We start from the raw sequence: 21,328 nt of genomic DNA on the forward strand, positions 1-21,328 counted from the left end.
CACCCAACGCGGCCTGGCCCGCGAAATCACCGGACAGGGCAGATACCGCTTCTGGGCCGCAGCAGTGTAGGGGGGAAGCCAACTGACTTTCGGCATGGTTGGTTCGAGTCTTAGATCTGCGCTCTGAACTGACAAGCCTACTGGTGTGGGTCACCCAGCCGGAACCCTGGGAAACAGCTGGTTGTTGCATCAACTCTGACCCGGTTCTGATTATTGTGCTACTGGGGTATCCAAACATCCGAGGCACATTCAATTCGGAGAGAGGGCAAAAAGTTGCTAAACAAAGCAAATTTGTCCCTGGTTCCACACAGGCAACGATTTGAGATTTGTTGCGACAAGAAACTGGGGCAATTTCTGCGCCGGAACGTTTTAGTGATGGCGCGCGCCTCCTGATGTTTCGCGAACTTTCAACGTCGCGGAGTACTCAAGATGCCGGACCGGGAGATTTGGTGTTCGCATTCGGTCCAGCAGGATCTCGGCCAATCGCGTGCCCAGCATTTTGGGATTGATCGCCATCGTGGTCAGGCCAGGGGTTGAGATACCGGCCTCCTCAATGTCATCGAAACCCACGACGGAAAAATCATGTCCCGGCGTTAACCCGGATCGGATCAATCCAAGGCAGGCTCCTAGCGCGACAACATCACCATTGCACACGATGCCAGTCACCTCAGAATGCTGCTTGCGGAGTGCTGCTATAGAGTCAAAGCCAGCACGCTTGTTCTCGTCACAGGGCCAAATAACTGGCTGCGCGCCATCTAACTGCTTAAGTGCGTCTAGATATCCTGCTATACGCTCTTCACGCACTGATGTTTGCTCGGTACCGCCAAAATAGGCAATGTGCCTGTGCCCTAAATCGATCAAATGCTGTGTTGCCCGAGTGAGAGCTTCAGTGTTTAGAACGCCTACATAGTCAAGAGACTTCGACACCTTTCTCATGAAGGTGACAGTGGGTACGTTATGAGCCTTTATGAGCTCCAGTGATTCTTCCTGTGTGTCGAGCGCCGGAACCCAGATCAATCCGCCGCGGCCAAATCGAATACATGCTTCCATGAGGCGGTCTTGGCGTTGAAGATCCCCTTGCGCATCGAGGATTGAGACCATGAAACCTTCACTTTCAAGAAGGTCTACGGCGCTGCTCACAACTTCTGAATTAAATGGGTTCGCCAGTTTATTCAGCATAAAGCCGACTTCGCGATTTTCACCTGATCGCATGGTAGCCGCCGCGTGATTTGGAACGTAACGAAGTCGTTTCGCTGCGCTCAGAACTTTCTGACGCGTCTGTTCTGAAATTCGACCCGTGTTGCGCATGACCTGACTAACGGTGGGAACCGACACGCCCGCTTCTTTGGCAACGCTAGATAGGGTGGGCTTTTTTATCATGATGACTGCAATTTCCAGGTATAACGTTCTTCTTAATTTGCAGGTGACTCTGATTACTTCAAGTAAATTATGAAAAAAGCGAAAAGGCCTCGGGCTTGACTCATGATATAACGATGTATCATATTGTCGATATTCGCCATTGGCTAACCCAAGTTCTTCGGCGAGGGAGGGAGGTTGCCAGGTTTCGGTCAACCTCAGGCATAACGGAGGAAAACATGTCTATTCATTCGAAACTGGCGGGTGCCGTATCCGGTGTTGCCATGCTTGTCGGAGCCGCTGCCGTACAAGCGGAAACTCTGTTCTGGTCTACGCAGGCCCGACCTGCCGAAGAAGCGCAGGCGATGCGGACCGAAGTCCTCGGCGGCTTTGATCGCGAGGTTGATTACCAGCCGAACGAAGATGGGCCGTGGCTGACACGTCTGCAAGCCGAACTGCAAGCTGGTTCTGGCAGCATTGATTTGCTGGGCTCATTGCATGGTAACTTCTCGGCGATGAATCCCGAAGACCTAGTGGATCTCGGTGATTTGGGCGTCATGTCGTCCTCAGACACTTTTAACGATCTTGCCAAGCTAGGAACTGACAGCCTTCATTACATGCCCTGGATGCAAGCAAGCTATATCATGGCCGCGAACACTGAAGCACTGCAGTACCTGCCTGAAGGTGCAGATATCAATGCGTTGACCTATGACCAATTGATTGCCTGGGCGGCCAATGTTGAAGAAGCGACCGGCCAGAAGAAATTCGGCTTTCCTGCGGGTCCCAAGGGGCTGAAACACCGGTTCTTCCAGGGCTACCTCTATCCGTCTTACACAGATGGTGTTGTGCGGACTTTTGCGTCGCCGGAGGCCGTGACGGCGTGGGAGAAATTCAAAGAGCTGTGGAGCCACACAAACCCTGCATCGACCAACTTCTCTTTCATGCAGGAACAGCTGTTGAACGGCGATGCCTGGATCGTTTTCGATCACACCTCGCGTCTGGCGCAAGCCTTCAACGAGCGCCCTGACGACTTCGTTGCCTTCCCGGCACCTGCAGGTCCGACTGGTCGCGGTTTCATGCCTGTTCTGGCAGGTGTTGCCATCCCGCGTACCGCACCGGACGCCGAAAGCGCGAAAGCTCTGGTGACTTATCTGATGCAGCCTGAGACGCAGATTGCAACCCTAAAGGCAACCAACTTCTTCCCCGTGGTTGATGTCGAACTGCCCGACGACCTGCCACCTTCGGTCAAGGCAGCAGGCGAAGCGGTTGCCACAATGAGCGGATCGGCAGACGCCAATCCTGGACTATTGCCTGCAGGTTTGGGCAGCATGGGTGGTGATTTCAACCGTGTCTATGTGGACACGTTCGAGCGCATTGTTTTGGCGGGGCAACCCATCGAGCAGGTTCTGGAAGATCAAAAGAAACAGCTTGAAAAGATCATGAACGAAACTGGCGCTCCTTGCTGGGCTCCTGATGCGCCTTCAGACGGCCCATGTCCCGTCGAATAAACCCAAACAAGCAATTGGGCCGTTTTGACGGCGGCCCATTTCCCAGCATTTTAAAATTTCAAAGGAGCGGTCCGATGGAAGCGCGGCTATTGCCATACTTTCTGGTCCTCCCGGTGACCCTGTTTCTCTGTCTGTTTTTCCTCTACCCGTTTGTGCTGGTCGCGCAGGAGGCGTTTGGAACGGAGAACGGTTTCTCACTGGATAACTTTCGCGAGGTTGTGAGCTATTGGAAGTTCCCGATCTCGATGAAGAATACATTCCTTCTGGCCGCAGCTGTAGTGCCGATCCAGTTGGCACTGTCCCTTCTGATGGCCACGATGGTCACGAAGATGCAAAAGGGCCGCGATTTGGTTCTGTACATTTGGACCATTCCGCTTGGCATCTCTGACCTTGCTGCCGGCATCATCTGGCTGGCGATCTTCGAGCAATCGGGTTTCCTGAACTCGATGATGGTGGGACTTGGTGTCACGGACCAACCTGTGAGTTTACTTAGCTATCAAACCCCGTGGATCGTGTTCCTGGCGATTATGCTGGCCGAGATTTGGCGCGCGACCGCGATCATGCTCGTGATACTGGTGGCGGGCATAGGTCTGATCCCTAAAGAATACTATGAGGCCGCCGATGTGTTTGGTGCCTCTCGCTGGAAGCAATTCACCCGGATCACCCTGCCAATGTTGCGTCCATCGTTGCAAACAGCATTGATCCTGCGCGTCATTCTGGCTTTCGAAGTCTTTGCTGTGGTCGCGGCGCTCGGTGGCACGCTCTTCCCGGTGCTTATGGGCGAGATCTACGCTTATCAGTTTGACCTGCAAAATGGCGGAGCAGCTGCCGCACTAGCAATCATCGTTCTGATTATCTCGATCGTCTTTACTCTGCTCATCATGCGCGCACTGCGTGTCCCGAAAGGAGCAACGATATGACCGCTGTAGCTGATGTTGTAGCCCCTGATGCCCGCAAGGCGGGCAGGGGGGTCTACCGGGCCGGAGTGATCTTGCTGTGTGCTTGGGTAATTGTTCCACTCTACCTTTTGTTCGTGAACACAATGTCTTCACCGGAAACGGTGAACAGCTTCCCGAAGAGCTTCTTTCCGGAGTTCAATATGGGATCCATAAACTTCTTCATGGGGTTCCAGGGAATGCTGATGGCTCTGTGGAACTCGGTTGTGGTTGCTGTGCTGACGATGGTGATGTCAATCACCATCGGAGCGCCGGCAGGCTACGCCCTCTCTCGGTTTGAATTCCGCGGGAAAGAGCTGTTCAGGTTGCTGATCTTGCTGACGCGGGCTTTCCCGCTTCCGCTTCTGGCGCTTCCCCTTGCAGTTCTCTTTATACGCACAGGGTTGGATGACACGGCCTTTGGCCTGTCTCTTGTGCACACGACCCTGGCGATTCCTTTCGCGGTTCTGATTACCTTCTCGCTCTTCTCGGGCATTCCGTTGGAGTTGGAGGAAGCTGCCTGGACTTTGGGCTGCACGCGTCTGACCGCATTTACCAAGGTGATCCTGCCACTGGTGTTGCCGGGTATCACGGCCTCGGCGATCTTTGCCTTCGTGATTTCGTGGAACGAGGTATTCGCGGCTGCCGTGCTGACCATCGAGAACCGGACGCTTCCCGCGTTCCTGTTGCAGACCCTTGGCGAAGCACCGCTGCACCTGAAATTCGCAGGCGGCTTCATCCTCGTGGTGCCTGCGCTGATCTTCATCTTCGCTGTGCGTAAATATCTCTTTGCCATGTGGGGCATTGCCAACCGCTGAGCGGTGGCTGAAAGGAAACTGTTATGGCTGAAATACAGATCAAGAACGTCGCCAAGAACTTTGGATCTTACCAAGCTCTTCACGACATCAACCTGACCATCGCAGACCAAGAGTTCATGGTCCTTCTTGGGGCCTCGGGCTGTGGTAAGTCTACGCTTTTGCGTATCATCGCTGGTCTTGAGACGGCCACAACCGGCGAAGTCTGGATCGGCGGGCGCCGCGTGGATCACCTGTCGCCCAAAGATCGCGGCATTTCGATGGTGTTCCAGAACTATGCGGTCTTTCCGCATCTGACGGTGTTCGAGAACATTGGCTTTGGTCTGCGGATGCAAAAATTGCCCGATGACGAAGTTAAGCGTCGGGTCGAGCGCACCGCGGGGCTGATGCATATCGAGCAGCTCTTGAAGCGCTATTCGGGCGAGCTGTCAGGCGGACAGCGCCAGCGTGTAGCAGTTGCCCGGGCGTTGGCGATGGAGCCTGATGTGATCCTGATGGACGAACCGCTATCAAACCTGGACGCACTGTTGCGGATGGAAATGCGGGCTGAGCTAAAGGGCGTTTTGGCCGAAAGCAAAACCACCGCCATCTATGTGACCCACGACCAGGTCGAAGCCATGTCCATGGCCGACCGGATCAGCGTCATGCATCAAGGCAAAATCGTTCAGGCAGCCTCGCCCATCGAGGTTTACAGGGATCCAGCGGCCGAGTTTGTGGCCAGTTTCATTGGCAATCCACCGATGAATTTCCTCCCCGCTGAAGCTGCGGGCTCCGGTCGCTGGACAGTGGCAGGACAGAACTTTGACGGTCCGGCAAGTGGCAAAGTTCTGAAATGGGCCATTCGCCCGGAAGATCTGCGCGTTGCTGATGCGGGCTTTGGTGCGCGCGCTAAGGTCGTTGAGCCTTTGGGCGCACATTTGCTGGTGACTTGTGATGTCGACGGACACCAGTTCCGCGCTGTTCTGGACAGTGAGCTCAGCGTAAAACCTGGCGACGTACTGACGCTGGCGCCCCAAGAGGGCAGGGGACGCTGGTTTGACTCGGAAACCACTCTGGCCGTCGCCTAAAGGAGAAGCAGGATGAGCCAAGCGCTGATTGATCAGGCCCGCGGCATCATGGAAGGGAATGACCGGGGCGGCTATACAGTGCCCACCCTCGGCCTCTATCCCTTCCAATGGAACTGGGACAGCGCTCTGTCCGCACTTGGCTTTTCGCATTTTGACATGGACCGAGCCTGGATCGAAGTCGAGACACTTATGGCGCATCAGTGGGATGACGGTATGGTGCCCCATATCATTTTCCACGAACCTGACGACGGGTATTTCCCTGGACCTGACGTCTGGCAAACCGGCCAAGTTGTGCCCACGACCGGCATAACCCAGCCGGCGGTCGCGGGCTTGGCATTACGCAAGCTTTACGGTCGTTCTGATGACAATGCAGTCGCACGTGCCCGTCTGGCCAAGCTCTTACCCAAAGTCCATGCATGGCATCAGTGGTTTTATCGAAACCGGGATCCCGAAGGCACTGGTCTGGTGGCGATCATCCACCCATGGGAGTCTGGTCGGGACAATTCTATAGATTGGGACGAAGGGTTAGAGGCTGTGCCAACAGAGGGTGTAACCCCTTTCATGCGACGCGATACGACACATGCCAATCCCGATCATCGCCCAACGGATGATCAGTACCAAAGGTATATCTGGTTGGTTGAGCACTTCCGCGAATTGGGATGGGACAACGCGAAACTCCACGACGCTTCACCTTTCCGACTGGTTGATCCGGGCTTTAACGCCATCCTGATACGGTCCTGCGACGATGTCGCGGATTTGGCAGACATCTTGGGAATTCCGTCGATGGCTTCTGAAGCCCGTAAAATGGCTGCCAAGGGTCGCGCATCGCTGGAAAACCTATGGAATCCAATGCTTGGGCAATACTCGTGTTACAACCGCGCCGCGAGGAGCTTGCAGGACACGCCAACAGTCGGTGGCTTACTTGCGGCAATTGCACGCGTGCCTAACGGGCGCGCTGAAGCGCTCGCGCAAAGGATCAACTTGTTGGCCGAGCGATGTGGTTATCTGGTGCCCAGTCACGACCCGGCTGACGACGCCTTTGACAGCAAACGCTATTGGCGTGGACCGACATGGTTGGTCGTGAACTATATGATTGCAGAGGGTCTGAACTTGTCGGGGCAGAACGCTATTGCGCAACGCATTCTGGCTGACAGCTTGCGCCTCATCAAGAAAAGCGGCTTTGCGGAATACTATGATCCTGTCAGCGGCGAGCCATGTGGCGGCGAAAACTTTACTTGGACGGCCGCAATGGTAATCGAAATCCTTAAGGTTCAAAAAGTGCCCGCATGAAACGTTCACGCATCAACGAGATTATGGCGCACGCGAACGACATAATTTGCTCTCGCGGTTTCATTTTGCCACCTTTCGCCTATTGGACACCCGAGGAGTTCAAGGCAAATGAAAGTGATGCCCGGCACGTGATCGACGCGCGTTGCGGCTGGGATATCACCGATTACGGTGACGGTGATTTTGATAGGATGGGCCTGTTTCTTTTCACGCTGCGCAACGGTTTACAGAGTGATTTGGCCAAGGGTGGAGGCATGTGCTATGCCGAGAAGCTGTTGATTTCACGGCAGGATCAGTTGTCGCCCATGCATACGCATGTTCTAACGGCTGAAGATATCATCAACCGCGGCGGCGCAACCCTGGTCGTTGAACTCTTCGGCTCTGATGACGCGGGTCGGTTTGCAGAAGACCGCGGCGGAGTAGTTTGGTTGTACGGCATCCGCCACAGCTTTGGTCCGGGTGAGAAACTGCGCCTGGCGCCCGGTGAAAGCGTCACTTTACGGCCCGGTGACTGGCACGCGTTCTGGGGCGAAGGTGGGGATGTTCTGATCGGCGAGGTCTCGACCGTCAATGACGATGAGACCGACAATATTTTCGTGAGCCCATTGGACGTTTCTCTGAGGTTGAGGAGGATGCTTTTCCGACACACCTGCTGGTCAGCGATTATCCCAAATGGCTTGGCTGATTGATGAAATCGGCGGCGGAGATATGGCGCTGGAATTGGAACAGCTCTTGCTGGAAGAATTGGGTTGCCAAAAGCCGCAAGGGGTCAACAGCACCGTTCATTTGGTTTGCCGAGAGAACGCTGGACTGAAAGGCGGGCTATTGGGTGCAACATCTTATGGATGGATGTTGCTTAACGTGCTGTGGGTCGCCCCACCGTTTCGGTGTCAGGGCTTGGCCTGAGCGCTATCCGGCCGTGCCTGTACTTTGGCCAAGGCGAGAGGCTGTCACAGCGTCTGGCTTGGCACTTCCGATCCTAAGGCCCGACAAATCTACCTCCGATGGGGATTTGCACAATTTGGTCATCTGGAAAACGGACTGAACCATGCGCCTCCTGGGCATTGTCGTTGTTTTTTGCAACACTCAATCGATTGACCCTCAGGCTGAAGCATATGATTGACACATGCACCGCTTCTTATGCAATTTGCGATTCCCAATTGAGTTGGAAGATAACGTGAAGCCAGAGCAGCTTGGAATGGCCAGCCATGCAATTGGCACGTTTAAGAAGGAGTCTGCAGACCTTTCGCGTGCCTCTCGGATTACAGTACATCTATCTGAGGCTGGAATAAGCAGGCTGAGCCACGCCATGATTGAGGCAATGCGGATGGTTCTGTTGCAAATTTCTTCGAAGATTACATGGATGGAGTTGGCGATCCGATTATTGCGCGCCTTTGAAGGAGATCATGAGCTGGCTTTCAACTGGTGAATACGGTTGGCCGGCCACCGCCTAACCTGCACAGCTCCAATGGTCAAAAGTTTGCAACAAAACCTATGACACTGTGTACTGCATACAGAAGTACACTGCGTGTAAAACCACGTCCTCAGGGAATGGGCAGCCTATTAATGTAATCAAGCCAAAAACTACCAGAGGACTATGTGCTAAAAAACAAACGTCATAACCCGCGTGCTTGTCAATTGTAGCTTAAAGCTTGCGACACATCTCTGCCGCCTAAGTTCACTGCGATCGCCAAGCCAACTTGCTGCGTTCACAACTTTCCAAAAAGCCGTCTCTAACGACCCATCCAACCGCCATCAACGACCAGGATTTCACCGTTAACATAGTCCGAGGCAGCAGAGGCAAGGAAGACGGCAGGTCCGGCGAAATCGCGAGGTGTGCCCCACCGGCCCTGCGGTATACGTTCCAGGATGGATTTTGCTCTGACCGCATCTTCTTGCAGGGCCTTCGTGTTGTCGGTTGCGATATATCCAGGGGCAATGGCGTTGACGTTCAAACCTTTCGGAGCCCATTCGTTCGCCAACGCCTTGGTCAATTGCCCAATTCCCCCCTTGGAGGCAGCATAGCCGGGAACCGTAATTCCACCCTGAAACGTCAAGAGCGAAGCTGTGAAGATGATCTTTCCTGACCCACGATCAATCATGCCCTTTCCGATCTCGCGGGACAGGATGAACTGAGCGGACAGATTGACCTCGATCACTTCGTCCCACCATTCGTCCGGATGTTCGGCTGCAGGTTTGCGTCTTATGGTGCCTGCGTTGTTGACCAGTATGTCCGGTTGATGGCCGTCCGCATTCAATTCAGATGCAAAGGCCATCACAGCGTTACGATCCGAGAAGTCACACCGATATCTTGAAAACTCGCGGCCCCGACTACGTACGGCTTGCTCTACCTCACTATCCGCTGGCAGGGTTGCAGAAACACCAATGATATCGGCGCCGGCCTCAGCCAGAGCTTCGGCTATCCCGCGACCAATGCCGCGTTTGCATCCGGTTACCAGCGCCGTCTTACCGGCGAGATCAAAGTCTTTCAGTATGCTCATTGCCTCTCTCCGACCTTGATCAGACTTTTCATCGCAGTGGGGCTGCGATCAAGAGCTTCGAACGCAGACTGGATGTCGCTCAATGGTGCGACATCAGTTATGAGCGTTTCGGCGTCTACCCCGCCTGACGCAATGATCGATATGGCCTTCTCATAGTCTTCGGGTTCGTAGACTCGTGCGCCGATCAGCTTTAGTTCGCGCCAGAAGAACTGAAACATGTCAATCTGCGGCTTCTGCGCATGGATTGCCACCATAACGATACGTGCACGCGTGGCAGCAACCGCTGTCATGGCATCAACGCCCGCTTGGGTGCCGGAAACTTCGAACACCACGTCGGCGCCTTTTCCGCCTGTCCATGAATTGCTCTTTGTAACCAGATCGACCACTGTCGGGTTCAGTGTCTCGAAACCCAGTTTTTCGGCAATCATCAGACGGTTCGGGTTGACCTCGGAAATCACCACCCGCCCGCCTGCATCCCGAGCTGTCATGGCGACCAGAACACCGATAGGCCCGCCGCCAATGACCACGACATCTTCACCGGGCAAAAGACCTGACATGCGCACATCGTGGCAAGCGACGGCCACGGGTTCAATGAGTGCTGCATGATCAAGGCGCAGATTGGCCGGAAGCACGTGAATTGTGTGTGACGGTACGACCCAAAGCTCCTGCATTGCACCGTCAGTATCCAAGCCCAGAAACTTCAGGTTGTGGCAGATATGCTTGTGTCCGGCCTTGCATGCAGGACAGTCGCCACAGTGATCCAGGGGCCGAACCACAACGTTCTGGCCTAGCAGACCTGACGAAACGCCCGCTCCCACCGCTTCTACAACGCCGGACATTTCGTGCCCAATAACGCGGTTCTTGCCAACGCGGGCATCCATGTTGCCGTGATAGACGTGCATGTCGGTCCCGCAGATTCCGCAATACGCGATGCGGATACGAACCTCGTCGGGGCCAGGCTCCGCAGGTTTTGATTGTTCGACAGCGAATGTCCGGTCACCACGGTAATATGCGGCTCTGATGGGTTCAGCACTCATTTTTGATGCCCTCATGTGCAGCTTGCAGTTTTGCCCAGTCGAACGTCACGCCAATGCCAGGCGTCGAGGGTGCCACGGCCAAGTGTTCCTCAACCAATAGCGGGCGGTTCGTATATTCGTCGATCGGGAAGGAATGGACTTCTATCCAGCCAGCATTTGGTTGCGCGGATACCAGGCTGACATGCAGTTCCTGCATGCCATGCGAGCATACTGGGATACCGTAGGCCTGGCTGAGCTTCGCAACTTTCATCCAGCCTGTGATTCCGCCGCAGTTTGAAGCATCGGGCTGGATGAAGCTCAACCTGGCGTCCTCAAACGCGTATTCAAACTCGTGGATCGTATGGAGATTCTCACCCATCGCCAGTGGAACGCCCGTGACCTCGGCGATGCGGCCGAACCCCTTGTAGTTATCAGGGATAATTGGCTCCTCGAACCATGTAATATCATAAGGTTTGAATGCTTCGGCAGCGACTATGGCTTCGTCCACGGTCATCGAATAGTTCGCATCGACCATGAAAGTGATGTCTGGCCCGATAAGTTGGCGCACAGCTTCAACGCGGGATACATCCTCGGCCAGAGTTGGTTGGCCGACCTTGATCTTAACGCCATTGAACCCCCTCTCCAAGTAAGTGCGAATGCTGTCCAGCAGCTTTGGAAGCGGGAAGTTCAGATCGATGCCTCCCGCATAGGCCCGGCACCGGTCCGAGGTCCCTCCGGCCATTTGCCACAGAGCCTGGCCCGTTCGTTTGCCACGAAGATCCCAGAGCGCGATGTCAATTGCAGAGATCGCGAATGATGCGATGCCGCCGCGCGCGACATAGTGAACATGCCACTGCATTGCCTCGTAGAGTTCCTCGACACGGGTGGCATCCCACCCGATCAGGAACGGTGCCAGATCGAACTGGATCATCGCGGCAATCGCACGCCCGCCTCTTCCGCCCGTATAGGTGTACCCGGTTCCCTCGGACCCATCCTTCAGGCGCACAGTTACACAGATCAGTTCGAAATGCGTGTGATCGCCGTGTTTGGCGTCGGTCAATACTTCGGCCAAGGGCACTTCGAACAACCGAACCCGGGAATTGACAATCTGATAGTCGGTGTGGGAAGCGTTCATAGAATTCTCTTTTGGTACGACCAAACTGAAGCTACGTAACCAATTGTCGGAATTTTTGTCAAGTTTATTGCGCTTCTCTGGGTTTTTATCGTACAAAAGCATGACGCCTATTAAGCGTCGATGGACCAGGGCCGTGCAGGCGGCCCTAAGCCCGGGAATATTCAGGAGTACCAGGATGGCCGAACAAGAAGCAGCAGGCAGGGCAGCCGATCAGGTCGTCCGTGAAATCGAAAATCGTGTGCATTCGGGCCACCTGGCCGATGGCGAACCACTTCCGCCGGAACGCAACCTGATGGAAGAATTCGGTATATCTCGCACGGTAGTTCGCGAAGCCGTTCGTGTACTGTCTTCGCGCGGATTGATCGAGGCCAGGCCGCGCCATCGTCCAGTTGTACGCAAGCCCAGTTTTGATACGGCGGTTGACGCAATCAGCGGGATTGTGACCCATCTTCTGACTGAACCCGGCGGCGTCAAAAACCTGTTCGATTCCCGCGTCATGATCGAAGTGTCTCTTGCCCGGCAAGCTGCTGTTTTGGCCAGCAAGGATGACCTGGCCAATCTGAAAACCGCGCTCGACGCGAATGGTTCGGCCATCGATGACAGCCAGCTCTTTTACGCGACAGATATGGCGTTTCACAGGGTTCTGTACGAGATCCCCAGAAACCCGGTACTGCCTGCAATCCACAAGGCGTTTGTGGCCTGGCTGGAGCCGCAGTGGTCACAAATGCCTCGCCTGCCCGATCGCAATCGAGAAAACTTTCGCGCCCACACTGCCATCCTGGAGGGCATCATGATGCGTGATCCAGACGCCGCCGAAACTGCAATGTCCGCACATCTCAAAAATGCCTGGAACCAGGTCTCTTCGACTTTCGAGGATCTATAATTGCGCCAGTCTAAACGCCCGCTGCGCCGCATTGCGTGCATCGGAGAAGTGATGATCGAACTGATAGCCGGCAAGGACAACGCTGCAACGCTGGGCGTTGCCGGGGATACGTTTAACACGGCTGTCTATTTGGCAAGACAACTGCGCGGCGATGCCGCCTCAGTGTCATACGTCACCGCTTTGGGCATTGATCCATATTCTGACCGTATTCTCGCGGCAATGCGTTCACACGGGCTCGACACCGACTTTGTCGAGCGGCGGGAAAGTCAGATGCCGGGGCTCTATGCAATAGAAACCGACGAGATGGGCGAACGCAGTTTCTACTATTGGCGCTCTGCCGCAGCGGCTCGCAGCTTGTTTCAAAATCCATGTCACGTAACGCTGGACAGCCTTGATCAGTTCGATCTCATCTTCCTGACTGGTATTTCGATGGCAATCCTACCGCAGCGCATTCGAAACGAGATCATCGATTGGTCAGATGACTTCCGCAAGAATGGTGGAACTCTGGTTTATGACAGCAATTACCGAGCGCGCCTGTGGGAATCCACCAATGTGGCGCGACAGGTCAATGACGCGATGTGGGCGCGCGCTGATATCGCGCTGCCTTCGGTCGATGATGAAATGTCCCTTTTTGGGGACGCTATCTCACTGGACGTCCTAAAGCGTTTGAAAACCACTGGAGTGTCACGAGGTGCCCTGAAGCGCGGGGCAGAAGGCCCGGTGGACCTGAGTTCAGGCAATACGCCAGATGGATTAAGTAGCGTGGTAAAAGTCGTTGACAGCACGGCTGCTGGTGACAGTTTCAACGCAGGCTATATCGCAGCGATTGTGCAAGGCTATGGCGATCTGGACGCCGCGCGCGCGGGCCATAATCTTGCCAGTCAGGTTATTCAGCACCCCGGCGCGATTATTCCGGACGCGGCTTGATTAATCGGTCGCCCTCAACGTTCCTGCCGTTTCTCCGTTTTGGTTTCGTTTAGTATTTTTGGTAGACCGTGCGTTTCTGCAAATAACCTTCGATCCCATATACGCCGTCCTCGCCGCCCACACCGCTCAGCTTGTGGCCGTTATGGTAGCCCTGGATGTAGCCGATGATTCCGGAATTCAGAAATATTGTTCCGGTTTCAAGGCGCTGTATGGCGTCCATGTAGACAGACGGATTCTGGGTCCACAAATAGGCGGACAGTCCGTCGGGTCGGTCATTAGCAATTGAAAGCGCTTCTTCGTAATCGGCCACTTGCACGATTGGCAGAACCGGCCCGAAGATTTCTTCGCGCACTGCAGCGGTGTCGGGTGATGCTTTGATCAAAACGGTGGGTTCGTACCAATTGCCTTTCGCGTATGCCTCACCCTCGGGCCGCTTTCCACCGGCGGCAATCTCGGCCCCACCCGCAACCGAGTCGGCAACGATCTTTTCCACCCGCTCCAGTGCATCCGGAGTTGTAATTGGCCCCATTCCGCCATTTGTCATTGGGTCACCCACCTTGATCTTGGCAACATGGGCAAGCAGCTTCTCGGTGAACTCTGCAGCGATTGGCTCTTCGACCAGAACGGACTCCGAACAAATGCACACTTGCCCTGCATTGGCAAAACGGGCAATCGCACAGGCTTCTGCTGCAGCATCAATATCCGCATCCTTGAGCACGATGAAGGGTGCGCTGCCCCCCAGCTCAAGCGAGAGTGCAGTGATATTCTTGGCTGATGCCTGCGCCACCGCCTGCCCCGCCCGGATCGAGCCTGTCAAGGTGATCAGCCGCACAATCGGGCTTTCAACCAGCGGCGCACCGACCTCAGCGCCAGTACCCGTGACCATGTTAATGACCCCCGGTGGAAGACCTGCTTCTTCGACGATCCGGCAGAACACCGAAGCCGTTACCGGCGTTGCTTCATGCGGTTTCAGGATCATTGAGTTGCCCGTCACCAATGCAGGCCCGGCTTTGCGTCCGATCAATGCGAGCGGATAGTTATAGGCACAAAGACCCAGAGTTACACCATAGGGCACTTTGTAGATGAAGAGTTGTTCCCGCGGGTTATCAGACGGGAAAATATCACCCCGTAAGCGCCGCGCGGCTTCGGCGGAATATGTCATATAGCGAATGGTGTCGGTGACCTCTCCGGCAGCCTCGGCGCGTGTCTTGCCCTGTTCCTTGACCAACAGCTCTTCCAATAGGGTCCGTTCACGCTCGATACCCTCGGCGATCTTGTATATGTAGGCGGCACGTTCAATTGGCGGCAGCTGCGCCCAATCCTTCTGAGCTCGCGCGGAGCTTTCCAACGTGCGGTTGACCTCTTCTTTTGTACAGGCTGGCACTTCGGCCCAAACCTCGCCGGTTGCCGGATTACGCACGTCCATGCGGGCACCGTTGGCCGCTTCGACCCATTCATTGTCGATGAAGCATTTGTAGAACACGGCGGTTCTCCCCTTTTTTCGATTAGTGCGGCTGACCGGCACCTGCCATATCTGCAAGCATCTGGTCTTTCTCGAAGTCCGGGTACACGTATTCCGACACACTGCGCCCCTGATAGAGCGTCAGGACCCGGTCCGCCAACATGATGACCTCATCGATCTCGTATGACAGAATCAGGATTCCGACGCCGCGTTCGGCCAGATCTTCGATTATCCGGTAAATGTCAGCCTTGGCATGCACATCGATGCCACGAGTGGGCTCCAACAGGATCAACAATTCAAGGTCTTCATCCAACCAACGCGAAAAACAGATCTTCTGCTTGTTTCCGCCTGACAAGAAACGAATTTCCTGCTCGGGAGACGATGTTTTAGTCGAGGTATCCTGGATTGCTTTTTCCACCACCCTATCAATGTAGGCGCCGTCGATGATCCCCCCTCGGACAGACTTTTCGAGAAACGGCAAAGCGATATTGTCCCGCACGGACAAAGGCGGCAGAATGCCGTTCTTGTCTCGGTTCTCGGTCACTAACCCCATACCTTCACGCACTGCAGCGGACGGTCCGCGCCCGGGTCTGAGCGGTTGTCCCTTGTAATGGATCGAACCCTGATAGTCGCCGTCCAGTCCGAAGATGGCCTTGGCCAATTCTGGCGCCCCACAACCGCGCAACCCGGTCATAACCACGATTTCGCCCGGTCGGACCTCTAGCGAAACTTGATCATAGGATCCCGCTTTGCAAAGCGCCTGCACGGACAGTAGCGGTTGGCCATTGATTTCCTTGTGCGGTTTGACGAAATGCTCCAATTCTTCGCCGGTCATTGAATGTATAACGGCGTCTTCGGTTGTATCCGAAGTACGCTCCGACAGGACGATGACTCCATCTCGCATGACCGTAACCTGTTCAGCGATCGAGAAAATCTCTGGCATATGGTGCGAGATGTAGATGATCGCGATACCTTCGGCCTTCATCCGGCCGATGAACTCGAACAAGCGGTCCTTGTCTTCTTCGGACAGGGCAGATGTAGGTTCGTCCATCACGATCAGCCAGCTATCGGACATCAGCGCGCGGATGATCTCGACGATCTGCTTTTCACCTGAATTCAGATCGCGTACGGGTCTGTTCGGGTTCAGCGACAGTCCGAAACGGTCCAGTTGTTTCTTGACCTGTCGCGCCATCTCGCGCTTGTCGAGAAACGGAGTACCACCCCGCTTCAATTCGCGACCAAGAAAGATATTACCTGCCACGGTCAGTTCGTTGATCAGTGACAGTTCCTGATGGATCATCGAAATCCCTGCATTGCCGGCGTCGGCAGGAGCATTTATTTCAATCGGACGCCCGTTGTGTTCGATCACGCCCTCATCTTTGTGATAGACACCGCCGAGCACCTTCATCAACGTGGATTTCCCGGCTCCGTTCAGCCCGACCAGGGCGTGAACTTCGCCCGAAACGCACGAAAAATCGACGTTGTCGAGCGCACGATTTTCAAAGAAGCTCTTGCCGATGCCCTTCATATCGATCCGGTTTTTCATGCTGATTTACCCCGCTGCGTATAGGTGTCCAGCAGCACGACGCCCAAAAGGATCATGCCTTTGATCAGGCTTTGCAGGTACGGGTTGGTTCCGGTGAGGACGAGACCGTTGATGATAATACCGTAAAGCAGCACGCCGAGAATTGTACCCAACAGCATTCCTCGGCCACCGAACAGCGACGTGCCACCCAGGATAACAGCCGTAATCGCATCAAATTCCAAGTACAGACCGGCCCAGGGTTGACCCGACGAAACCCGCCCCACGGTAATAATGGCGGACAGCCCGGCCAGTGCTCCTGACAGTACATATACCCAGACTAGTGTCCGCTCGGGGCGGCGACCCAGAACAAAGGCGGTCGCAAAGTTCGAACCCGCCGCATAAACGTCTCGACCAAAGGTTGTCTTGTACAGAACTATGGACAGCGCCACAAACACAAGCGCGACAAACGGAATGACGACCGGCATGTTGCCCCAGCTGACACCGCCCAACCACAAAAACGTCGGATTCGAGACATTGATCGAGTTGGCATCATAGATCACCAGCGCCAAACCGCGCGCCAATGCAAATGTCGCCAGAGTCACCATAAAGGCCGATAATTTTAACCGCCCAATGAAGACACCGTTTACTGCGCCGATAGCCATGCCAGCAAGAATAGCGGCGCCAAATCCAATCAACGCGCTACCGGTCGTGGTCAAGGCAATAACGCCAACCCCGCCAGCGAAGGCAACGTTTGAACCGACGCTGAGGTCGATACCCCCTGTCAACATGACAAACGTCATGCCCATCGAGAGCAGGAACAGGACCGCGATCGACCGTAACAGAATGCCGATGTTCGCCAGCGAATAGAAGTTTTCGTTGGCAAGACTGAACCCGACCGAGGCAATCACGATCAGCCCGATCAGAACCAAATACCGTAGGGTCAGACCGTCGAGGCTCTTTTTGGTGCTTGATACAGGAGCCATAGTTGTACTTGTCATCTTTTGTGTTTCCCAATCGGAGGCACGCCGGCACCTGTGAGGGTGCCGACAGTGTCTGGGATTACTTTACGCTATCGGGGCCAAATTCCAGGTAGCCGTTTTGGGCGACCTCCAAAGCCTGATCGACGTAGTAGACCTCAACATCCTCGGGAAAACCGTTTTCCAAGGCGATCTTGTGGTTTTCTTCCGTCAAAACCAGCGGCGTGAAGAAATCATAGACTTTCTCAGGTGTTTCGCCTTTGTGGATGCGATAGGCCATCTGGACGAAATTCCAACCCTCGCGCGTACCGGAAAGCAGGATATCCGCCTTTACGTTTCCATCCTGCATTTGCTGCATGATCGGGATATCGCCGTCATATCCGTAAAAATGCAGATCCGTGCGGCCGCTGTTTTCCGCGATGGCGATTGAAGGGTACATGTAACCATCTGTCACCCCGGAGATTGCATTGAGATCCGGGAATTGCGTCAACCAGTTTTCCGCAATCGACTGTGCTTTGACCGTATCCCAGTCCGCAGGTTGCTCGGCCACGACTTCTACGTTGTCGCAGGTGGCGATACCTTTCAGGATACCTTCGCGGCGGGCTTCACCCGATGGGTTACCAGCCTGCCCCAGCATGATACCGACCTTATAGGGTTCGCCACCCGACAGAGCACACATGGCCATACCCTGGTTCGTTCCGTTCGTTACATCACCCAAAGTGAAGCTGTAATCGGCGCTTTCCATTGGTGAATGAACGGCGATCCATGTAATTCCTTCGGCCTGCGCCTTGGCGACCAGCGGTTCGAACGCGTCTACGTTGATCGCGTTGACGAACATGACGTTGGGCTTTTCATTTATCGTCACTTCCGCCTGCTGAATCATTTTCTCCAGCGAGCCTTCTGCGGACAGCCAGCGCCCCGTGACCTTCACGTCGTCGAATGCCTCGTCATAGGCTTTGATCGCATCTTCGAACCCGGACAGCCAAGCCACATGATAAGGTGCAACATGTCCATCGTTGATGAACACGATATCAAGGGCATCGTTTGCCAATGCGGCGCTTGCACCTAAGGCGGAAACAAGGGCGGTGGTGGCCGCCAACGTTTTGGATAACTTCATTGGATTATCTCCTCCATATTAATCCGTTTCATGATCCGGCTGATCCGGCTTTTTTCGGTGTAGTCGCTTCTCTTTTCAGTGCGCTTCTGCTTGGCGGGATTGCCAAAGCAACCAGTTCGCGCCGAGCGCCGCCAGGATGACCACGCCTTTGAAAACCTGGTGCCAGACGTCTTCGACGTTCAGCAGGTTCAATGAGTTGTTGATGACACCAATGAACAGAAGCCCCCAAAAAGCCCCACCGATGGTGCCGCGCCCACCCAAAATCAAAGTTCCGCCGATGATTATCGCCGCAATGCCATCCAGCAGCAGCCCATTGCCATCCAGGCCGGGCTGAACAAAGCCCATCCGCGTCGACAGCATGATCCCGGCAAAACCGCTGCAAAGACCAGAGAACATAAAGATGCCGATCTTGACCCGATCGACGTTGATCCCGGCCAGTTTTGCGTTCTCTTCGCTATTGCCGATTGCAACGATGTATGAACCCCAACGCGTGTGGTTGTAAGCGACGTAGGCCAGCACGAAGAGGGCGACGAGAAACAGGAACGACCAGTAAAAGCCCATGAATTTTTCTGACCCTACGAAGCGAAAGAACCCGCCCATCAGAAAAATTTGCTGCCCGCGCGGAATAATGAGCCCCGACAGGCCTTGCGCCATGAAAAGCATCGAAAGCGTTACGATGAAGGCTGGAAGCTTGAATTTGGCGACCAAGACACCATTGAAAAAACCGACGGCCAATGACGCCGCAATAACGGCCAAAATACCGATTGCCACGCCCCCGGTCAGACCAAAACAAACACCCAACAAAATAGCGAACAAAACTGACCCCATCCCCATCGACAGGTCGATATTGCCGGATACGACGACAAAAAACTGACCCAATGCGATGAGACCGATGGGAACGATCTGACGCGAGATTGCCGACATGTTCTCGATACTCATGAAGCGGGGGCTGATCAGGAAGAACACCAGGCACAGAGCCAAGGTTACAAAGATGATGTTTTTCTCTCGCAGGAGTTTTCCGAAGTTAGGCATTTGATCCCCCGCTCCTCCATTCGCACCATTTGGTACGACCAAACACAATGCAAGAGGACCTAATCTTTGCCGAGTTGTCAAGAAAAGTTTGCAAAATCGACTTATCGTCGTACAAAACGCTGAACTTGGGGCCGAAAATTATCATCACAAAGCCCCCAAAACCATGTCTGCGCACCGGTCACCCAGCATCATTGCAGGGGCGTTGGTGTTTCCGGCCGGAATCTCAGGGACAGCGGACATGTCGCAAATACGCAGCCCCTGGATGCCTCGGACACGCATCCGCGCGTCCAAGACAGCCATCTTGTCGCCATCCGCGCCCATCTTGGCGGTGCCAGCCGGGTGGAAATTCGTCTTGACGACTTTCTTGCAATGTTCGGTAAGTCCCTGGTCTGACATGTCCAGAGGTGCGACGACCTCGTCGATCTTGCTGGCCAGAGGCTCGGTATCCATAGTCCGCCGGAAATACCGCAACCCCTTGATCATTTCGTCCATGTCACGTTGATCAGCCAGGAAGTTGGGGTTCACCAGCGGCATGTCGGCCGGATCGGCCGAGGCCAACCTGACATCGCCGGTGGAATGCGGCTTCAACAGAACCATCTGAATTGACACGCCGTAATCCTCTTTGATGTCCCTGAGCTGTTCGTCATTCAAGTACATCACGGGTATGCAATAGGCTTCGTGGGTCGGCGGGGCTTCGGGGTCGGTTGGATTCAAAAAACAGGCCGCCTCCAACCCAGTTGTCGTTATTTTGCCGCGCCCGAAGAGTTTGAACTCAAGACCGTTGCGGATCATGTTCCAGCCGCGATCCTGCCCCCAATACCCATATGGACCATTGGCCCGAGCCACGACGGACACGTCCGGATGATCCTTTAGGTTCTGCCCAACACCCGGCAGGTCTTCCTCTACCTTTATTCCGTGCGATTGCAGGTGGTCCGCCGGACCCAACCCCGACAGCATCAGGAGTTTTGGAGTGATCAGCGCCCCTGCCGTCAGAAGCACTTCGCCATCAGCTCTCGCCGTGTGTTCGGCTCCGGATTTGTCTTTGTAGACGACACCTACCGCCTGCTTCCCTTCGATCAGGATTCGCTGAACCTGCGCATTCAGCCGAACCGTCAGGTTTGGACTGTTCTTCAACGGGTCGATAAAGGCGTAAGCAGCCGAAATCCGCTGCCCATGATTGTATGTGAACTGAAAATAGCCAACGCCGCGCTGGTTTTTGCCATTGAAATCAGGATTAAATGGCTCTCCCTGCGCTTGGATGGCTTGAACAAACCATCGGGCCATGTCGTCAATGTAACCCGGGTCGGAGACAATCAGTTTCCCGTCGCAACCGTGCAATTCGTCATTGAATTTCTTGTTTCCTTCCAAGCGCTTGAAATGCGGTAGAACGTCTTCCCAGTCCCAACTGACCGCGTCGTTGTTGCCGCGCAGGATTTCGTTCCATTCGTTGTAGTCACTTGGACGCCCGCGCACGTAGGCCTGACCGTTAACAGTTGATCCGCCGCCAAGCACGTTGCCCTGAGGTATCTTTGCCTGGCGCCCGTTCAAATGAGGCTGTGGAATGGACATATGGTTCTTAAAGAACTTCGAGTCATTCTTGAGCAGCTTGAAGACGCCCGGCGGCATGTCCAAAAGCGGATGGCGATGGTGAAACCCGCCTTCCAACAGCAACACGTTCGCACCGCTTTCGACCAGCCGCGAAGTGGCCACACATCCGGCCGATCCACCCCCAACGACGATGTAATCAAAAGTCTCAGTCATTGTCCTCCACCCTGCTTTCCCGCC

The 21,328-nt window shown here is 54.8% G+C and carries 19 protein-coding genes and 1 pseudogene; 10 read left to right on the top strand and 10 right to left on the bottom strand.

Annotated features, from left to right (window positions below; translation table 11 throughout):
• Positions 1 to 369 precede the first annotated feature (369 nt).
• Positions 370 to 1,572, bottom strand: coding sequence for a LacI family DNA-binding transcriptional regulator (locus AC2TEL_RS15155; RefSeq protein ID WP_480905008.1), 1,203 nt, complete (start codon positions 1,570 to 1,572; stop codon positions 370 to 372).
• A gap of 23 nt (positions 1,573 to 1,595) precedes the next feature.
• Here AC2TEL_RS15155 and AC2TEL_RS15160 point away from each other — a divergent pair, with 23 nt between their 5' ends.
• From AC2TEL_RS15160 to AC2TEL_RS15195, 8 genes and pseudogenes are all read left to right on the top strand, one after another.
• The gene (locus tag AC2TEL_RS15160) at positions 1,596 to 2,864 is read left to right on the top strand and encodes an ABC transporter substrate-binding protein (protein WP_480905011.1); all 1,269 of its coding nucleotides are present in this window, start codon (positions 1,596 to 1,598) and stop codon (positions 2,862 to 2,864) included.
• A 74-nt stretch (positions 2,865 to 2,938) separates the two neighbouring features.
• Positions 2,939 to 3,784: a carbohydrate ABC transporter permease gene (locus tag AC2TEL_RS15165; RefSeq protein ID WP_480905013.1), complete on the top strand. Its 846-nt coding sequence runs from the start codon at positions 2,939 to 2,941 to the stop codon at positions 3,782 to 3,784.
• On the top strand, positions 3,781 to 4,617 hold the full coding sequence (locus tag AC2TEL_RS15170) for a carbohydrate ABC transporter permease (protein WP_480842986.1): 837 nt from the start codon (positions 3,781 to 3,783) through the stop codon (positions 4,615 to 4,617). Before AC2TEL_RS15165 ends, AC2TEL_RS15170 begins: the two co-directional genes overlap by 4 nt.
• Positions 4,618 to 4,640: 23 nt before the next feature.
• On the top strand, positions 4,641 to 5,681 hold the full coding sequence (locus tag AC2TEL_RS15175) for an ABC transporter ATP-binding protein (RefSeq protein ID WP_480905016.1): 1,041 nt from the start codon (positions 4,641 to 4,643) through the stop codon (positions 5,679 to 5,681).
• A 12-nt stretch (positions 5,682 to 5,693) separates the two neighbouring features.
• Positions 5,694 to 6,971, top strand: a complete 1,278-nt coding sequence (locus AC2TEL_RS15180) for an amylo-alpha-1,6-glucosidase (protein WP_480905018.1) — start codon at positions 5,694 to 5,696, stop codon at positions 6,969 to 6,971.
• Positions 6,968 to 7,653 (top strand): annotated as a pseudogene (locus AC2TEL_RS15185) (D-lyxose/D-mannose family sugar isomerase). Before AC2TEL_RS15180 ends, AC2TEL_RS15185 begins: the two are co-directional and overlap by 4 nt.
• The gene (locus tag AC2TEL_RS15190) at positions 7,641 to 7,874 is read left to right on the top strand and encodes a hypothetical protein (RefSeq protein WP_480905021.1); all 234 of its coding nucleotides are present in this window, start codon (positions 7,641 to 7,643) and stop codon (positions 7,872 to 7,874) included. The pseudogene AC2TEL_RS15185 and the gene AC2TEL_RS15190 overlap by 13 nt, the downstream one beginning before the upstream one ends.
• A 220-nt stretch (positions 7,875 to 8,094) precedes the next feature.
• Positions 8,095 to 8,397: a hypothetical protein gene (locus AC2TEL_RS15195; RefSeq protein ID WP_480905023.1), complete on the top strand. Its 303-nt coding sequence runs from the start codon at positions 8,095 to 8,097 to the stop codon at positions 8,395 to 8,397.
• A 304-nt stretch (positions 8,398 to 8,701) separates the two neighbouring features.
• Here AC2TEL_RS15195 and AC2TEL_RS15200 read toward each other — a convergent pair whose 3' ends face one another.
• From AC2TEL_RS15200 to AC2TEL_RS15210, 3 genes are read right to left on the bottom strand one after another with little or no spacing between them, the layout of a single operon-like run.
• Positions 8,702 to 9,463 carry an SDR family oxidoreductase gene (locus tag AC2TEL_RS15200; RefSeq protein ID WP_480843038.1) on the bottom strand — a complete coding sequence of 254 codons (762 nt, stop codon included), beginning with the start codon at positions 9,461 to 9,463 and terminating at the stop codon, positions 8,702 to 8,704.
• Between the two features lie 2 nt (positions 9,464 to 9,465).
• Positions 9,466 to 10,506: a zinc-dependent alcohol dehydrogenase gene (locus AC2TEL_RS15205; RefSeq protein ID WP_480905026.1), complete on the bottom strand. Its 1,041-nt coding sequence runs from the start codon at positions 10,504 to 10,506 to the stop codon at positions 9,466 to 9,468.
• Positions 10,496 to 11,620, bottom strand: a complete 1,125-nt coding sequence (locus AC2TEL_RS15210; RefSeq protein ID WP_480905028.1) for a mandelate racemase/muconate lactonizing enzyme family protein — start codon at positions 11,618 to 11,620, stop codon at positions 10,496 to 10,498. Before AC2TEL_RS15210 ends, AC2TEL_RS15205 begins: the two co-directional genes overlap by 11 nt.
• Positions 11,621 to 11,795: 175 nt before the next feature.
• On the opposite strand from AC2TEL_RS15210, the gene AC2TEL_RS15215 reads away from it, so the two are divergent.
• On the top strand, positions 11,796 to 12,503 hold the full coding sequence (locus AC2TEL_RS15215) for an FCD domain-containing protein (RefSeq protein ID WP_480842980.1): 708 nt from the start codon (positions 11,796 to 11,798) through the stop codon (positions 12,501 to 12,503).
• Complete coding sequence (locus tag AC2TEL_RS15220) at positions 12,504 to 13,430, top strand: sugar kinase (RefSeq protein ID WP_480905031.1); 927 nt, start codon at positions 12,504 to 12,506, stop codon at positions 13,428 to 13,430.
• Positions 13,431 to 13,479: 49 nt separating this feature from the next.
• On the opposite strand, the gene AC2TEL_RS15225 is transcribed toward AC2TEL_RS15220, so the two are convergent.
• From AC2TEL_RS15225 to AC2TEL_RS15250, 6 genes are all read right to left on the bottom strand, one after another.
• Positions 13,480 to 14,913, bottom strand: coding sequence for an aldehyde dehydrogenase family protein (locus AC2TEL_RS15225; RefSeq protein WP_480842978.1), 1,434 nt, complete (start codon positions 14,911 to 14,913; stop codon positions 13,480 to 13,482).
• 22 nt (positions 14,914 to 14,935) lie between these two features.
• Positions 14,936 to 16,438, bottom strand: coding sequence for a sugar ABC transporter ATP-binding protein (locus AC2TEL_RS15230; protein WP_480861562.1), 1,503 nt, complete (start codon positions 16,436 to 16,438; stop codon positions 14,936 to 14,938).
• On the bottom strand, positions 16,435 to 17,415 hold the full coding sequence (locus AC2TEL_RS15235) for an ABC transporter permease (protein WP_480842976.1): 981 nt from the start codon (positions 17,413 to 17,415) through the stop codon (positions 16,435 to 16,437). The genes AC2TEL_RS15230 and AC2TEL_RS15235 overlap by 4 nt, the downstream gene beginning before the upstream one ends.
• A 61-nt stretch (positions 17,416 to 17,476) precedes the next feature.
• Entirely contained in the window at positions 17,477 to 18,511 is a 1,035-nt protein-coding gene (locus AC2TEL_RS15240; protein ID WP_480842975.1) for a sugar ABC transporter substrate-binding protein, read from the bottom strand.
• Positions 18,512 to 18,586: 75 nt separating this feature from the next.
• The gene (locus AC2TEL_RS15245) at positions 18,587 to 19,543 is read right to left on the bottom strand and encodes an ABC transporter permease (RefSeq protein ID WP_480861564.1); all 957 of its coding nucleotides are present in this window, start codon (positions 19,541 to 19,543) and stop codon (positions 18,587 to 18,589) included.
• 144 nt (positions 19,544 to 19,687) lie between these two features.
• Positions 19,688 to 21,304, bottom strand: coding sequence for a GMC family oxidoreductase (locus tag AC2TEL_RS15250; protein ID WP_480842973.1), 1,617 nt, complete (start codon positions 21,302 to 21,304; stop codon positions 19,688 to 19,690).
• Between the last annotated feature and the right edge of the window lie 24 nt (positions 21,305 to 21,328).

Source organism: Ruegeria sp. HKCCD9138 (assembly GCF_057220975.1).

Bases quoted from the DNA above. Each gene is read 5' to 3' on its own strand.
- AC2TEL_RS15160 (WP_480905011.1), top strand. From the start codon at position 1,596: ATGTCTATTCATTCGAAACTGGCGGGTGCCGTATCCGGTGTTGCCATG.
- AC2TEL_RS15165 (WP_480905013.1), top strand. From the start codon at position 2,939: ATGGAAGCGCGGCTATTGCCATACTTTCTGGTCCTCCCGGTGACCCTG.
- AC2TEL_RS15170 (WP_480842986.1), top strand. From the start codon at position 3,781: ATGACCGCTGTAGCTGATGTTGTAGCCCCTGATGCCCGCAAGGCGGGC.
- AC2TEL_RS15175 (WP_480905016.1), top strand. From the start codon at position 4,641: ATGGCTGAAATACAGATCAAGAACGTCGCCAAGAACTTTGGATCTTAC.
- AC2TEL_RS15180 (WP_480905018.1), top strand. From the start codon at position 5,694: ATGAGCCAAGCGCTGATTGATCAGGCCCGCGGCATCATGGAAGGGAAT.
- AC2TEL_RS15190 (WP_480905021.1), top strand. From the start codon at position 7,641: ATGGCTTGGCTGATTGATGAAATCGGCGGCGGAGATATGGCGCTGGAA.
- AC2TEL_RS15195 (WP_480905023.1), top strand. From the start codon at position 8,095: ATGCACCGCTTCTTATGCAATTTGCGATTCCCAATTGAGTTGGAAGAT.
- AC2TEL_RS15205 (WP_480905026.1), bottom strand. From the start codon at position 10,506: ATGAGTGCTGAACCCATCAGAGCCGCATATTACCGTGGTGACCGGACA.
- AC2TEL_RS15210 (WP_480905028.1), bottom strand. From the start codon at position 11,620: ATGAACGCTTCCCACACCGACTATCAGATTGTCAATTCCCGGGTTCGG.
- AC2TEL_RS15215 (WP_480842980.1), top strand. From the start codon at position 11,796: ATGGCCGAACAAGAAGCAGCAGGCAGGGCAGCCGATCAGGTCGTCCGT.
- AC2TEL_RS15230 (WP_480861562.1), bottom strand. From the start codon at position 16,438: ATGAAAAACCGGATCGATATGAAGGGCATCGGCAAGAGCTTCTTTGAA.
- AC2TEL_RS15235 (WP_480842976.1), bottom strand. From the start codon at position 17,415: ATGACAAGTACAACTATGGCTCCTGTATCAAGCACCAAAAAGAGCCTC.
- AC2TEL_RS15240 (WP_480842975.1), bottom strand. From the start codon at position 18,511: ATGAAGTTATCCAAAACGTTGGCGGCCACCACCGCCCTTGTTTCCGCC.
- AC2TEL_RS15245 (WP_480861564.1), bottom strand. From the start codon at position 19,543: ATGCCTAACTTCGGAAAACTCCTGCGAGAGAAAAACATCATCTTTGTA.
- AC2TEL_RS15250 (WP_480842973.1), bottom strand. From the start codon at position 21,304: ATGACTGAGACTTTTGATTACATCGTCGTTGGGGGTGGATCGGCCGGA.